Source organism: Lacisediminihabitans sp., from assembly GCF_036569425.1.
Classification (GTDB): Bacteria; Actinomycetota; Actinomycetes; order Actinomycetales; family Microbacteriaceae; genus Lacisediminihabitans.
The window spans coordinates 15,135-27,974 of sequence record NZ_DATCQQ010000080.1; the positions used below are offsets into that span (position 1 = coordinate 15,135).

Genomic DNA, 12,840 nt, shown 5'->3' on the forward strand with positions numbered 1-12,840 from the left:
TAGCGCCGGGCGCGTGTCAGTACCGGATCGCGTCGATCACCTTCACGCGCACGGCCACGATCGCGGGCAGGAGCCCGGCGAGGGCGCCGACGGCGGTAGCCGCGATGAGGCCGATGATCGCGGCCTCGATCGGGAATGGCGGGAGGTCGACGACCCCCTGGGAGATCTTGGACTGCAGCCAGGGGTTCTCCACGATCGCGATGGCGGCGGCGACGCCGACCACCCCCGCCGCGACCGTCGCAACGACGCTCTCCATCATGACGGCGAAGAACACACGGCCGGCCGTCGCCCCGAAGCTGCGCCGGATGCCGATCTCGCGGATGCGCTGGCGAACGGTCACGAGGGAGATGTTGACGAGCCCGAGCGCGCCGAGGAAGAGCACGAGCCCGGCGACACCGCCCACGATGATCTTGAACGGAAGCAGGGGGTCGTCGCCGCCGTACGCCGCGTAGTCGTTGCGGTTGACCTCGACCGTGGTGCCCGCGGGCACCACGCCGACGAGGTCACGTTTGAGAAGGGGGATCAGCTCCGTCGAGATAGCGGGCGGCACCCAGGCCTCGAAGCTGGGCATCGGCCCCTGCTGCACGGCCGGGTCGGCCACGGCCTCATACGCGTCGGCGAGAATGTACATCGTCGGCGGGTCGCGGGGCGCCGACCTGGTCACGCCGATGATGACAGCCGTCGTCGGGTGCTGACCGAGCACGGATGCGGTGGGATGGGTACGCAGGTCGGGAGAGCCGAGTTGCCTCCAGAATGTGCCGTTCGCCACTATCGCCGGGGCCAGTCTCGTGCCGTCCGAGTCGGCGAACCACGACCCGTGGTCGATCGACACCCGGTGCATCGTGCCGAACGGCACGTCGATTGCCGTCGCGCTCACGTCCGCCGCGCCGTTCGTGAACTGGATGCGCAGGCTCCCGTCTGTGCGACGGGAGTGATACTCGATGCCGTAGCGGTCCATCGTGGTCTGGAACGCCGCCGCAACGGCGCCGGAGTCGATGGGCGATCCGTCCTGCGAGTTGACGTAGGCCTGAAGGCTGGCCGGACGTCCGCTGTTGCGCTCGTTCGATTCGCGCAGGGACTGCTCAGCGACGCTCCCGAGTCCGACCACCGACGTGATCGCGGTCACCGCCACCGCGACCCCGATGAGGCTCAGGAGCACGCGGGTGCGATGGATGCGCACCTCCGCCCACGCCTCGCTGAACGCGCCGGCGATCGCCGCGACCAACGACTGCCGGGAGTTGCGCGCGCTCACAACGTGACCTCGGGCGCGGCGAGGGCGAGCACCCGGCCGACGTCCACCGGGGTGAGCACTCCCCGATCGAGGCGGTAGTGCCGTCTGGCGAGCGCGGCGACGTTGGCGTCGTGAGTGATCGTGATGAGGGCGGCGCCCGAGCTCTCCGCGACGTCGTCGAGGAGGCCCATCACGCTGACCCCGGTCTCGATGTCGAGGGCACCGGTCGGCTCGTCGGCGAGGATCAGGCGCGGGCCCCGCACGAGCGCCCGGGCGATCGCCACTCGCTGCTGTTCCCCGCCGGAGAGCTTCTCTGGGATCGATTGGGCCCGCGAGGCGAGGCCCACCCTGTCGAGCATCTCCATCGCGACCTGCCTGCGCCGCCAGAACATCCGTCCCGTCGCGTAGAGCAGCGGCGTCATCACATTCTCGAGCGCGGTCCGTCCGCCGAGCAGGTTGAACTGCTGGAAGATGAAGCCGATGTCCGCGCCGCGGGATCGATCCCGCTCATTGGCCGAGAACGAACTCGTGAGGCGATCGTCGAAGAAGATGCTCCCGGCCGTCGGGGTGTCGAGGAGGCCGAGCAGGTTGAGGAGAGTCGACTTGCCCGATCCGCTCCGGCCGACGATGGACACGTGGTCGCCGACGTCCACCGCGAGATCGACGCCCCTGAGGATCTCGAGGATGCCCTCGTCCGGCAGCAGCACCGAGCGGGTCACCCCCTCGAGGCGCAGCAGGCTCATCGCGACGAGCTCTGGCAGATGGTGCCGCCGTCGGGTGTCGTCACGCAGCCGTTGGCGTCCGGCACCGCGACGGCACCCGGCACGAACTGCAGGACCTTGTCGCCGGCCTTGAGACCGGTCGTGATCTCCACGTTGCTGCCGTCGGTGAGGCCCAGGCCCACAGCGTGCTTCTCGGTGGATCCGTCGCCCTTCTGCATATAGACGGTTCCGGTGCCCGCACTGCCCTCGACGGCGGTCAGCGGCACGATGAGCACCTTGTCCGCGACCCCGCCGGAGATCGTGAGCTCGGCGGAGAGGCCGCCGAAGACCTTCACCTCCGCCGGCACCGCGCAGCGCACCGTGGTTCCGCTGGCCGGGCTTCCGCCCGACGCGTCGCCGTTCGGGTCTGCCGGCGCGCCGGCGACGGCCGTGGAAATCGTCAGTCCGGTGCACGTGAACGGCGCGGGGCCGCCCGTGACGGCGACCGTGGCCTCGGTCGGCTGGTTGAGCAGGCGGTACTGCTGCTCGGGCGAGAGCGTTCCCGTGACGCTGAACGATGGCGGCGCGACCTGGCCAACCGCGTCGCCGACGGCGACGACCTGGCCGACGATCACCGGGAACGACGACAGCGTGCCTGTCGAGCCCGCCAGCACGGTGACGGTCTTGACCACGGGAGTGCCGTCGGCCGACGCCGTCTCCGAGCGAATGGTGAGGATCGCGGTCTTCGCGTCTACCGCCTGGCCCTGGGTCACGAGCACCTTCTTTACCTCGCCGGCGAGGGTCGCCTTGATTGGCACCGCGGCATCCGCCGAAATCGCGCCCTTGAGCGTCACGTCGTTCGTGATGGTGCCCGTGGCGACGGTGCTCTGCGGCTCCACGATGTGGCCGGTCGGCATCGTCGGGTCCACCGATTGGGTCGCCCCGGCGAAGAACGCGACCTTGACGAGCGCGATGGCGATGGCCGCGAAGATCACCATCCGGATGATCGGAAAGACCCACTTGCGCGCAACGCCCACGACAACCCCCGACTTTGGTGACCACGACCTTCGGCCACCCTAGCGGAGTTATCATGAGCAAACATCATCCTCGCGGATGATGCCGCACGCCCACCGGGGCGCTACGCCTCGATCACGACAGGCACGATCATCGGACGACGTCGGTGGGACGAGTTCACCCAGCGGCCCACCGTTCGGCGGATCACCTGGCTGAACGCGTGCGTGTCGCGCGTGCCGTTCTCCGCTGCGTCGGTGAGGGCGCGGATGATGAGCGGCTTGACCGCGTCGAACACCGCCTCGTCCTCGGCGAAGCCGCGCGCCTGGATCTCCGGCCCGACGATGACCCGACCGGTCTGGGCGTCTATCGCCACGAAGATCGAGACGAAACCCTCCTCGGCGAGGATCCGGCGGTCCTTGAGGTCGGCATCCGTGATTTCGCCGACCGTGGAGCCGTCGACGTACACGTAGCCGAGGTCGAGCAGCCCGACCACTTCGGCGACGCCGTCCTTGAGGTCGATCACCGTGCCGTCCTCACCGATGATCGTGTTGGTCTCGGGGATGCCGGTGTCCATCGCCAGGCGCTGGTTGGCCACCAGGTGGCGGTACTCGCCGTGCACGGGGAGCACGTTCTTCGGGCGCAGGATGTTGTAGACGTAGAGCAGCTCGCCGGCAGAGGCGTGCCCGGAGACGTGCACCTTCGCGTTGCCCTTGTGCACGACGTTCGCGCCGAGCTTGGTGAGGCCGTTGATCACGCGGTAGACCGCGTTCTCGTTGCCCGGGATGAGGCTCGACGCGAGAATGACGGTGTCGCCCTTGCCCACCTCGATCTGGTGCTCGAGGTTGGCCATGCGCGCGAGCACGGCCATCGGCTCGCCCTGCGAGCCGGTCGACATGTAGACGATCTTGTTGTCCGGCAGGTCTGCGGCCTTCTTGGCGTCGATGAGCACGCCGGCCGGCACCTTGAGGTAGCCGAGGTCGGCCGCGATCGTCATGTTGCGCACCATGGAGCGCCCCATGAAGGCGACGCGGCGGCCGTTGGCGTGCGCGGCATCCAGCACCTGCTGCACGCGGTGCACGTGGCTCGAGAAGCTCGCGACAATCACCCGGCGCGGCGCCTTGGAGATCACCGACTCGAGCACGGGCCCGATGTCGCGCTCCGGGGCGGTGAACCCCGGTACGTCGGCGTTCGTGGAGTCCGGCAGGAACAGGTCGACGCCGATCTCGCCGAGTCGCGCGAAGGCGCGCAGGTCGGTGATCCGGTCGTCGAGTGGCAGCTGGTCCATCTTGAAGTCGCCGGTGTGCAGCACGACGCCGGCGCTCGTCTTGATGGCGACGGCGAGGGCATCCGGAATCGAGTGGTTGACGGCGATGAACTCGAGGTCGAACGGGCCGAGCTTCTCGTGCTGGCCCTCGCGCACCGTGAGCGTGTACGGGTTGATGCGGTGCTCCTTGAGCTTCGCCTCGACGAGGGCGAGCGTGAGGGTCGAGCCGATCAGCGGGATGTCCTGGCGGAGCCTCAGCAGGTACGGCACCGCCCCGATGTGGTCTTCGTGGCCGTGCGTGAGCACGACGCCGATCACGTCGTCCAGGCGGTCCTTGATGGGGCTGAAATCGGGCAGGATCAGGTCGACGCCCGGCTGGTTCTCTTCCGGGAAGAGAACGCCGCAGTCGACGATGAGGATCTTGCCGTCGATTTCGAACGAGGTCATGTTGCGACCGATTTCGCCGAGGCCGCCGATCGGGATGACGCGGAGCGTTCCCGGAGCGAGTGGGCGTGGGTCGAAGACAGGTGAGTTCATGGAATCCATTTGGTGTGTGGCCGGTGTGGCCGGTTGTGTGGGGTCTCTAGCCCCCGGTTAAAGTTCGTTGGTTATCGGGTCGTCCCGGCGACCTTGGGCAGGGCGCCGCCCGCCGCCGCATTGCGATCGGGTCGGAAGTTGCTCAGGTCGACCCCGGGGATCTCCCCCACGATGGCCAGCTCGTCTTCGATCTGGGCCGCCTCGAAGTCCTCGGGGCCGACGAGGGGCAGGCGCACCCGCGGACTCGCGATGCGCCCGAGCCCGTGCAGGATGTACTTCGCGGCGACGGTGCCTGGCACGTGCGTCATCACGGCGCGAACGAGCGGCTCGAGCTGCCGGTGGGCGGCCGTCGCCGTGGCGAGGTCGCCGGCGTTCACCGCGTCCACGATCACGCGGTAGGGCGCCGCGGCGATGTTGGCGGTGACACCGATGAGGCCGGTCGCGCCGATCGACAGGTGCGGCAGCACGTTCGCGTCATCGCCCGAGAAGTAGAGCAGGTCGGTCTGGTTGAGCACCCGGCTGACCTCGCTGAAGTCGCCCTTGGCATCCTTGATGGCGCGGATGTTCGGATGCTGCGCCGCCCGCAGGATCGTCTCGTACTTGATCGGGATTCCGGTGCGCCCCGGGATGTCGTAGAGAATCACCGGCAGGTCGGTGGCGTCGGCGATCATGCGGAAGTGCGTGAGCACGCCGGCCTGTGTCGGCTTGTTGTAGTAGGGGGTGACGATCATGACGGCGTCAGCGCCGGCCTTCTCGCTGTGCTTGTATAGCTCGATCGCGTGGGCGGTCTCGTTCGACCCTCCGCCGGTGATGATCTTTGCTCGGCCGTTGGCCACGGACTTGCCCACCTCGACGAGCTTGAGTTTCTCCGGGTCGGTGAGGGTGGATGTCTCGCCCGTGGTGCCGGTGACGACGATGCCGTCCGCCCCCGCGGTGATGACGTCGTCGATGTGCTTCTCGACGCCAGCCCAGTCGACCTCACCGTCAGCGGTGAAGGGTGTCACGAGGGCGACGAGAACCTGGCCGAACGGATTTGATGACGTAGACACGTACTACAGGGTATCGTGCGCCGCCCCCGATGAGCCGCATCCTGCTGCCTGCTCGCGCGCGAACTCCACGTCCACGGCGCTTCGGTCGCCGGGGACGGGCCTGCGAGTCCAGTGCACGATGATGGCGGGGTCCGGATGCTCGGCCAGCCGTTCCCGGTGGTTGTGCGCTGTCCGCAGCCGTGACGCCGTCCTCGGCACACTCACGTGGAGAGCCAGAGGGTCGGGCTCGCCGAGCCCGTGGTGGGCGAGCGCGCTGACGCAGGCGAGCCTGCCGCCCACCCGCCAGGCTCGGATCAGCGCATCGTCGGAATCCGTGTTGGCGTACCAGCCCTTGCGCACGCGGATGATGCGCCCGTAGTCGACAAGCAGCCCGATGATTTCGGGCGAATAGCCGTGGCTGCCCAGCTCGCTCAGTCTGGCGATTCCGCCCAGCTCCCGGATGATTGTTTGAACTCGGCGCATGAGCAGAGTGTGGATGACGCCCCGGCGGTGAGGACGCCCCGGACCACATCTGTGGGCGGCCGGCTCCAGACACCGGCTGTGCGGGACGCGTTGTGCCGACACCGGTTCGCGATCTGCAGGATGGCCGCCGTGTGGGCGCCCGCTCCACAGACTCCAGTTCTGCAGGACGCGGCCTGCAGGACACCTCCCGCACGGGCAAGACGCGAGGTGAAGGGGAAGGCGTGCCGAGTGAAGACCTTCGGGAGCGAGAGGCGTCCACTGGCCCCTCTGCGACGCGTCCTCGGGGACGGGAGCCGCCAGGGCGATGGCACGTCCTGCACAACCTGTCCTTCACAACCTGTCGTGCACAATCTGTCCTGTCGAGAGCGTCCTGCAGAACTGGAGTCTGTCGGGTGAGCCAGGCCTGGACCGAGGGCGGCCGTACTGGTGTCGCGGGCGGCACTGGTGTCGCGGGCGGCACTGGTGTCGCGGGCAGCACTGCTGTCGTGGGCGATCCTGCTCGGAGCGCGGTGGAAGTCCGTGCTGCCGTCCTCCCTCGCCGCCGTGATCATCGCGACGGTCACCGCCCAGCTCGCCGGCCTCTCGCTGCCGATGATCGGTGCGCTTCCGGCCGGCTTCCCGGCACCGACCCTCGCCTTCTTCGATGTCTCCCGCGTCGGCGACCTGCTCCCCTCCGCCTTCGTCGTCGACGCCCTGGCCGCCCTGGCCGCCCTGGCCGCCCTCGAGAGCCCGCTCTGCGCGACCGTCGCGGACGCGATGAGCGTCGGCGAACGGCACGACCCGGATCGTGAGCTCTTCGGCCAGGGCGTCGCCAACATCGTGGTTCCCCTCTTCGGCGGGGTGCCGGCGACGGCGGCGATCGCCCGCACCGCGTTCAACGTGCGGGCGGGGGCGCGCTCGCGGGTCGCCTCGATCACGCATTCGCTCGTGCTCGCCGCGATCGTCCCGGTGGCCTCTCCGCTGGTCGGGGGCATCCCGCTCGCCGCCCCGGCGGGCGTGCTCCTCGCCACGACGGTTCACATGATCGAGGTGAGCTCGATCAGCGCCCTTCTGCGATCGACGAGGGCGGATGCCGCCGTGCTGCTGTTGACTCTCGGAGTGACCGTGGCCCTCGACCTCGTCACCGCCGTCGCCTCGGGCTCGCAGCGGCCGGAGTGCTCGCGCTGCGGGCAGTGGCCCGATCCGCGCGGGTTCAGAAGCAGGCGCTCGACGCCGAGATGCCGCTCGACGGTGAGCGCAGCGCGGAGGAACGCGCCCTCATGGACGAGCACATCGTCGCCTACCGGCTCGATGGCCCGCTGTTCTTCGGCGCGGCGCCCCGCTTCCTGCTCGAACTCACCGAGGTCGCGGACCTGACGGTGGTGATCCTGAGGATGTCCCGCGTGAGCACGATCGACGCGACCGGCGGCGCCTCGGTGCTGAGTGACGCCATCCGTCGGCTCGAACACCGCGGGATCGCCGTTCTCGTCTCCGGTGTGCGCCCGGGGCACAAGACGGTTCTCGACGCGCTCGACGTGGGCAGGCACCTCAGGGAGTCCGGTCGGATCTTCGCCGATACCCCGTCGGCGATCCCCGCGGGCTCATGCCCGCGAAGCACTCGGTCAACGGCTAGACGTACGGCTAGGGCGCGACCCGTCCGTTGCCGTTGAACGCGGCGTAGGTGAGCGGCATGAGCTCGGCGAAGAAGTCTTCCATCTTCTCCGCGGCCATCTCGATCTCGCGCTGCGGGAAGGAGGGGAAGGTCGTGCCCTCCCTCTTGGTGCGGAGCGAGAGGAAATTCATGAGCGAGCGCGCGTTGAGGGTCACGTACATCGAGGAATAGATGTTGAGCGGCAGCACGATCCGTGCGACCTCCCGTGCCACGCCGGCATCCAGCATCCGCTGGTACGACTGGAACGCGGAGACGCTCTGCGCCCTCGTCTCGTGATCGACGAGCGAGATCTGCTCGGTGGAGCCAGGCAGGAACTCGTAGGCGCCCGGCTTGCCGACCTGGACGAGATTGCGGTCGGCGTTCGGAACGTAAAAAGTCGGGTTGAGCTCGCGATAGCGGCCAGATTCCTCGTTGTAGGAGGCGATGCGGTGGCGCATGAACTCGCGGAACACGAAGATCGGCGCCTGCACGTAGAAGGTCATCGAGTTGTGCTCGAATGGCGACCCGTGACGGTCGCGCATGAGGTAGTTGATGAGCCCGCGGGCGCGCTTGTCCCCCGCCTCACCGTCCCCCGCCTTGTTGTCCTCGGACGCCTGGGCCGCCTCGAGGGTCTGCTCCCCCTGGGTGGAGACGCGAGCCGCGAAGAGCACGTCGGAGTCATGGGCACTTGCGCGGACGAGCTCGACGGTGATGTCGGAGCGGAACTCAATGTCATTTGGCACGGTTTTCACTCTAGCGAAGGCCACAGACATCGCCCACTCCGCCACTCCGCGTAACGGGGCGTCACAGTGCTGCGCCGGCACCCCGCAGCGAATATTGTTGCGAACACGATGAACCCCCTCGCGATCGCTGGAACGTTGCTCGGTCTCGTGGCCGTTGCCACCGCCGCCGGGCTGGCCTGGCGCGCCTCGACCGGGCGTGCCCGTGCCGTCTCATCGGCCGACACCGTGATCGCGGTCTCCGAGCTGTCCGCGGATGCCGTGGCCGGCAGCGGAGCCACCCTGCTGCAGTTCTCCACCGAGGTCTGCGCCCCCTGCAAGACCACCAGAACGCTGCTCGGATCTCTCGCGGCCGAGCTTGCCCCCGTTCGACACGTGGATGTGGACGTGACGCACCGGCCGGACATCGCCAACCGGTTCAACCTGCTGCAGTCGCCCACCACCTTCATTCTGGACGCGAAGGGTGTCGTGCGCTCCCGAATCGGCGGCGCACCGCGCCCGGGCGAGGTGCGGGCGGAACTCGACCGGATCCTCGCCGCCAGCTGACCAGTCACCGCCGACCCGCGACGAAAGAGACGACATGACCGCCCACCCGACGCTGCCACCCTCCAAGCGCGGCCTGGTCGCCACGCCGGGCCGGGCCGGTATCGACCCTCGCGGCCCGCGTTTCAGCGCGGGCATCACCGCCGTGTTGTTGCTCGTGGCGATCGGTCTCGGGCTCGGTTCGGCGGCGAGTCCCCCGGCGACCGTCGTCGCGCGCGCGAGCGAGCCGGCCTTCATCCTCTTCGCCATCATCACCGCGCTCTTCGCCTGGGGCGCACTCGCCGGCGTGCAGCGGCATCCGTACGGCTGGCTCTTCAAGAAGCTCGTTCGTCCACGGCTCGCTGCGCCCGGCCACCTCGAAGACCCGGCGCCGCCCACCTTTTCGCAGGGCGTCGGCCTGTTCGTCACCCTCGTCGGCGTGGTGCTGCACCTCGCCGGCGTGCCTTTCGGACTCGTGATCTTCGCCGCCTTCGCCTTCGTCGCCGCGTTCCTCAACTCCGTGTTCGACTACTGCTTCGGCTGCCAGATCTACCTGCTACTGCTGCGCAGCGGACTCATCAAGTCCAGGCCCTCCGCAGTCTGACGAGGGCAGTCTGACGAGGGCAGTCTGACGAGGGCGGCCTGACGAGGGCAGCCTGACGAGGGCAGCCTGACGAGGGCGGCCTGACGAGCCCGGGCCCCGCACGAGCGCCTGGCATAGTCTGGAGTCTCCAATGGAGGAGGCATCATGGCTGTGACCAGTGAAGCGACAACGTTGTGGGTCGGCGACCTGACGTCGGGCTCCGGCACCACGACCCTCGATTCGTCGGGGGCCGCACGGTTGGCGGTGAGCTGGGCCGCCCGCTCGGAGGGTGTCGCCGGCATGACCAACCCGGAGGAGCTGTTGGGCGCCGCCCACTCGGCGTGCTTCTCGATGGCGCTCGCCGGCGCGCTCGCGACCTTCGGCACGCCGCCCCAGGACCTGCAGGTGACCGCGGCGGTGACCTTCGCGCCCGGCACGGGCATCACCGGCAGCCACCTGCTGGTGAGTGCGCGCGTGCACGGCATCAGCGAGGCGGACTTCGAGCGCATCGCCGACGAGGCGAAGGCCAACTGCCCGGTTTCGCGCGCGTTATCCGGCATCCCGATAACGCTGGAAGCTACTCTCGCATAGTGCCTGCATCCGAGCGTCCCGCCGTTCCCCGTCGACTCCGCGACAAGCGTTCGCTGAAGGTACTCGTCTCCGGTGCGTCCGGATTCATCGGCCGCGAGCTGACCACCCAGCTGCTGGCAGACGGCCACGACGTGCGCGTGCTCGTGCGACGGCAGCCTCGCGCCGAGAACGAGATCAACTGGGCGCCGAGCGCGGGAATCCTCGACTCCGGTCTCATCGACTCGGTGGATGCTGTGGTCAACCTCTCCGGCGCCCCGCTCGGCCGGCTGCCCTGGACGGCCGGCTACCGCAAGGAGATCCTCGACTCCCGCCTGCAGACCACGAAGGCCCTCGCCGAGGCGATGACGATGGCGTCGAAGCCCCCGGCGGTGTTCCTCAGCGCCTCCGCCGTCGGCATCTACGGGGACCGACCGGGTGAGCGGCTCACCGAGCAGTCGCGGCGGGGCGAAGGCTTCCTGGCCGACGTGGTCGAGGCGTGGGAGGCGGCCGCCCAGATCCGGCCGGCGAAGACCCGCCTCGTGACCTTCCGCACGGGACTCGTGCTCGGTAACGGCGGGTCGATGGCTCCGATCCTCGCCCTCACCAAGGTCGGCCTCGGATCGCGATTCGGCACCGGCGGCGACATCTGGCCGTGGATCAGCCTCTACGACGAGGCGGCCGCGATCCGTCACCTGCTCACCTCGAAGCTAAGCGGCCCGGTCAACCTCGTCGGGCCGACGCCGGCCACCTCCGACCGCATCACGAGCTACGTGGCCCGGCGGCTGCACCGCTGGTACTCCTTCGTCGCGCCGACCAGGGTGCTCGAGACCGTTCTGCGGGATGCCGCGCACGAGCTGCTGCTCAGCAGCCAGAACGTGATTCCCGAGAAGCTTCTCGCCGACGGATTCGAGTTCCGTCACCGCACGGCCGAAGAGGCGATCGACGCCCTGCTCAGCCGGCCGAACGCTCGAGAGTGATCGCGCGGCGGATCGCCTGCCGCGCACGGCGCCGGTCGCCGCTCGCGTCGTAGGCGAGCCCGAGCCGGAACCACGCCTGCCAGCTGCCCGGGTCGGCCTCGACCTCGGCCTTGTAGCGCGGGAATTCGGCGTCGGCCGCGCTCTGCACGGGTCGACCGCTCGTGAGCTTCGGCAGGGTGTCGACGGGCAGCTCCCCCGCGTCCCGCAGTCGCCGCACGAGTCGCTCGCTGCGGATGCCGAAGAGGAGTTCGGCCACGAGGGCCCAGGCGCCGATCAGGGGAAGCACGATGAGCGCCACGCCGAGCGCCTTCGACACGCCGTTGTCGACGGCGATGAGTCGGATGGCGAGCTGCGTCACCACGATCAGGTACAGCACGAGCAGTGCCGCCATCACGATCGCCGCGATGCGACCCCTCATTCCGGCTGCACGCCTTCCGGCTGCACGCCTTCCGGCTGCACGCCTTCCGTCTGCACTGGGGCGACGGCCTCTGCCTCGACCCGCGCGAGGTCGATGAGCCGGTCGAGCCCCACGATAACGCCCTCCGTGCCGGGGAGCGCACTCAGCGCCAGCAGTATCCCGGCCTCGTACGACGACGGGTCGAGGGTCTCGTGGCTGAGGGTGAGCGTCTCGCCCCGGCCGCCGAAGATGACGTCCTGCCTGGCCACGACCCCCTGCATCCGAAGGCTGTGGATCGGCACACTCGCCACCTGCTGCCCGCGGGCGCGCTGGTCGGCGTGCGGCGCGATGACCGGCCCGAGAGCCGAGCGGGCGGCGCCGATGAGCTCCGCCGTGCGCACGGCCGTGCCGGACGGCGAGTCGACCTTGGAGGCGTGATGGGTCTCGATGATCTCGACGGAGTCGTAGAAGCGGGCCGCCATCGCCGCGAACGAGGTGGCGAGCACCGACCCGATGGAGAAGTTGGGCACGATGATGACGCCCACCCGGTCGATCCCCGAGCGGTTCTGCTCCGCCACCTTCGTCTCGAGGGCGGCGATGCGCTGGCTCGACCAGCCGCTCGTCCCCACCAGGATGCTCACGCCGTTCTCCACCGCGAAGCCCACGATCCTCTCGCTCACCGCGGGAAGGGTCACGTCGACGGCGATGTCCGCGGAGAGGAGTTCGGCAAGGTCCCCCGTCGTACCGATTTGAGCGGCGAGCTCGAGGTCGGCCGATTCTTCGATCAGCCGGCACACGAGCCGGCCCATCCTGCCCGTTGCGCCGACAACGGCGACCCTGATTGTCATGGGGCAAATCTACCAACCCGGCCGAGGCATCCTCTCCGCTCGCCGGCGGCACCCGTCGCCCGGCCTAGGCTGGAGGCATGGTGTCCTGGCGCGAAGAGTCCGTCGACGACGAGTCGGCGCACCGGCTGCTCGCGGAGTATTTCGAGGCCCGCGCCACCGATTTCCCCGGTGGCCCAGGGGCCTATCGCACGGTGTTCCCCACGGCGGAGCAGTTCGTGCCGCCCCGGGGAGTGTTCCTCGTGGTCGAAGACCTCGACGACTCCGGGCTCCCGGCGGATGTCGGCTGCGGCGGGATCCGCGAGATCGCGGCGGGGG

General features: G+C 69.1%; 15 protein-coding genes and 1 pseudogene. 7 read left to right on the forward strand and 9 right to left on the reverse strand.

Annotated elements, in window-relative coordinates:
• Positions 1–16: 16 nt before the first annotated feature.
• From VIM54_RS14075 to VIM54_RS14100, 6 genes are all read right to left on the reverse strand, one after another.
• Positions 17–1,252, reverse strand: a complete 1,236-nt coding sequence (locus tag VIM54_RS14075; RefSeq protein ID WP_331902248.1) for an ABC transporter permease — start codon at positions 1,250–1,252, stop codon at positions 17–19.
• On the reverse strand, positions 1,249–1,974 hold the full coding sequence (locus VIM54_RS14080; RefSeq protein ID WP_331902250.1) for an ABC transporter ATP-binding protein: 726 nt from the start codon (positions 1,972–1,974) through the stop codon (positions 1,249–1,251). Before VIM54_RS14080 ends, VIM54_RS14075 begins: the two co-directional genes overlap by 4 nt.
• Positions 1,971–2,969, reverse strand: a complete 999-nt coding sequence (locus VIM54_RS14085; RefSeq protein WP_331902252.1) for a hypothetical protein — start codon at positions 2,967–2,969, stop codon at positions 1,971–1,973. The genes VIM54_RS14080 and VIM54_RS14085 overlap by 4 nt, the downstream gene beginning before the upstream one ends.
• 101 nt (positions 2,970–3,070) lie before the next feature.
• Positions 3,071–4,747, reverse strand: a complete 1,677-nt coding sequence (locus tag VIM54_RS14090; RefSeq protein WP_331902254.1) for a ribonuclease J — start codon at positions 4,745–4,747, stop codon at positions 3,071–3,073.
• 71 nt (positions 4,748–4,818) lie between these two features.
• On the reverse strand, positions 4,819–5,796 hold the full coding sequence (dapA, locus tag VIM54_RS14095) for a 4-hydroxy-tetrahydrodipicolinate synthase (RefSeq protein WP_331902256.1): 978 nt from the start codon (positions 5,794–5,796) through the stop codon (positions 4,819–4,821).
• Positions 5,797–5,799: 3 nt separating this feature from the next.
• Positions 5,800–6,258 carry a hypothetical protein gene (locus VIM54_RS14100; RefSeq protein ID WP_331902258.1) on the reverse strand — a complete coding sequence of 153 codons (459 nt, stop codon included), beginning with the start codon at positions 6,256–6,258 and terminating at the stop codon, positions 5,800–5,802.
• 462 nt (positions 6,259–6,720) lie between these two features.
• On the opposite strand from VIM54_RS14100, the gene VIM54_RS14105 reads away from it, so the two are divergent.
• Positions 6,721–7,614: a SulP family inorganic anion transporter gene (locus tag VIM54_RS14105; RefSeq protein ID WP_331902259.1), complete on the forward strand. Its 894-nt coding sequence runs from the start codon at positions 6,721–6,723 to the stop codon at positions 7,612–7,614.
• On the forward strand, positions 7,518–7,907 hold the full coding sequence (locus VIM54_RS14110) for a sodium-independent anion transporter (RefSeq protein ID WP_331902260.1): 390 nt from the start codon (positions 7,518–7,520) through the stop codon (positions 7,905–7,907). The genes VIM54_RS14105 and VIM54_RS14110 overlap by 97 nt, the downstream gene beginning before the upstream one ends.
• Here VIM54_RS14110 and thyX read toward each other — a convergent pair.
• Positions 7,879–8,631, reverse strand: coding sequence for an FAD-dependent thymidylate synthase (gene thyX, locus VIM54_RS14115; RefSeq protein ID WP_414673229.1), 753 nt, complete (start codon positions 8,629–8,631; stop codon positions 7,879–7,881). The two genes, VIM54_RS14110 and thyX, sit on opposite strands and share 29 nt — an antisense overlap.
• A 108-nt stretch (positions 8,632–8,739) precedes the next feature.
• Here thyX and VIM54_RS14120 point away from each other — a divergent pair, with 108 nt between their 5' ends.
• From VIM54_RS14120 to VIM54_RS14135, 4 genes are all read left to right on the forward strand, one after another.
• Positions 8,740–9,174 carry a thioredoxin family protein gene (locus VIM54_RS14120; RefSeq protein ID WP_331902263.1) on the forward strand — a complete coding sequence of 145 codons (435 nt, stop codon included), beginning with the start codon at positions 8,740–8,742 and terminating at the stop codon, positions 9,172–9,174.
• 34 nt (positions 9,175–9,208) lie between these two features.
• Entirely contained in the window at positions 9,209–9,754 is a 546-nt protein-coding gene (locus tag VIM54_RS14125) for a DUF4395 domain-containing protein (protein WP_331902265.1), read from the forward strand.
• Positions 9,755–9,898: 144 nt separating this feature from the next.
• On the forward strand, positions 9,899–10,324 hold the full coding sequence (locus tag VIM54_RS14130) for an OsmC family peroxiredoxin (RefSeq protein ID WP_331902267.1): 426 nt from the start codon (positions 9,899–9,901) through the stop codon (positions 10,322–10,324).
• Positions 10,324–11,280 carry a TIGR01777 family oxidoreductase gene (locus tag VIM54_RS14135; protein WP_331902269.1) on the forward strand — a complete coding sequence of 319 codons (957 nt, stop codon included), beginning with the start codon at positions 10,324–10,326 and terminating at the stop codon, positions 11,278–11,280. Before VIM54_RS14130 ends, VIM54_RS14135 begins: the two co-directional genes overlap by 1 nt.
• On the opposite strand, the gene VIM54_RS14140 is transcribed toward VIM54_RS14135, so the two are convergent.
• Positions 11,255–11,698, reverse strand: a complete 444-nt coding sequence (locus tag VIM54_RS14140) for a hypothetical protein (RefSeq protein ID WP_331902271.1) — start codon at positions 11,696–11,698, stop codon at positions 11,255–11,257. The two genes, VIM54_RS14135 and VIM54_RS14140, sit on opposite strands and share 26 nt — an antisense overlap.
• Positions 11,695–12,525 (reverse strand): 4-hydroxy-tetrahydrodipicolinate reductase, encoded by an 831-nt coding sequence (dapB, locus tag VIM54_RS14145; RefSeq protein ID WP_331902273.1) that lies wholly within the window; start codon positions 12,523–12,525, stop codon positions 11,695–11,697. The genes VIM54_RS14140 and dapB overlap by 4 nt, the downstream gene beginning before the upstream one ends.
• Positions 12,526–12,602: 77 nt before the next feature.
• Here dapB and VIM54_RS14150 point away from each other — a divergent pair.
• Positions 12,603–12,840 (forward strand): annotated as a pseudogene (locus VIM54_RS14150) (PadR family transcriptional regulator); the annotation flags it as partial.

Excerpts from the sequence above, each read along its gene's own strand:
- VIM54_RS14080 (WP_331902250.1), bottom strand. The coding sequence starts at position 1,974 with ATGAGCCTGCTGCGCCTCGAGGGGGTGACCCGCTCGGTGCTGCTGCCG.
- VIM54_RS14110 (WP_331902260.1), top strand. The coding sequence starts at position 7,518 with ATGGACGAGCACATCGTCGCCTACCGGCTCGATGGCCCGCTGTTCTTC.
- VIM54_RS14090 (WP_331902254.1), bottom strand. The coding sequence starts at position 4,747 with ATGAACTCACCTGTCTTCGACCCACGCCCACTCGCTCCGGGAACGCTC.
- VIM54_RS14120 (WP_331902263.1), top strand. The coding sequence starts at position 8,740 with ATGAACCCCCTCGCGATCGCTGGAACGTTGCTCGGTCTCGTGGCCGTT.
- VIM54_RS14140 (WP_331902271.1), bottom strand. The coding sequence starts at position 11,698 with ATGAGGGGTCGCATCGCGGCGATCGTGATGGCGGCACTGCTCGTGCTG.
- VIM54_RS14100 (WP_331902258.1), bottom strand. The coding sequence starts at position 6,258 with ATGCGCCGAGTTCAAACAATCATCCGGGAGCTGGGCGGAATCGCCAGA.
- VIM54_RS14130 (WP_331902267.1), top strand. The coding sequence starts at position 9,899 with ATGGCTGTGACCAGTGAAGCGACAACGTTGTGGGTCGGCGACCTGACG.
- dapB (WP_331902273.1), bottom strand. The coding sequence starts at position 12,525 with ATGACAATCAGGGTCGCCGTTGTCGGCGCAACGGGCAGGATGGGCCGG.
- VIM54_RS14125 (WP_331902265.1), top strand. The coding sequence starts at position 9,209 with ATGACCGCCCACCCGACGCTGCCACCCTCCAAGCGCGGCCTGGTCGCC.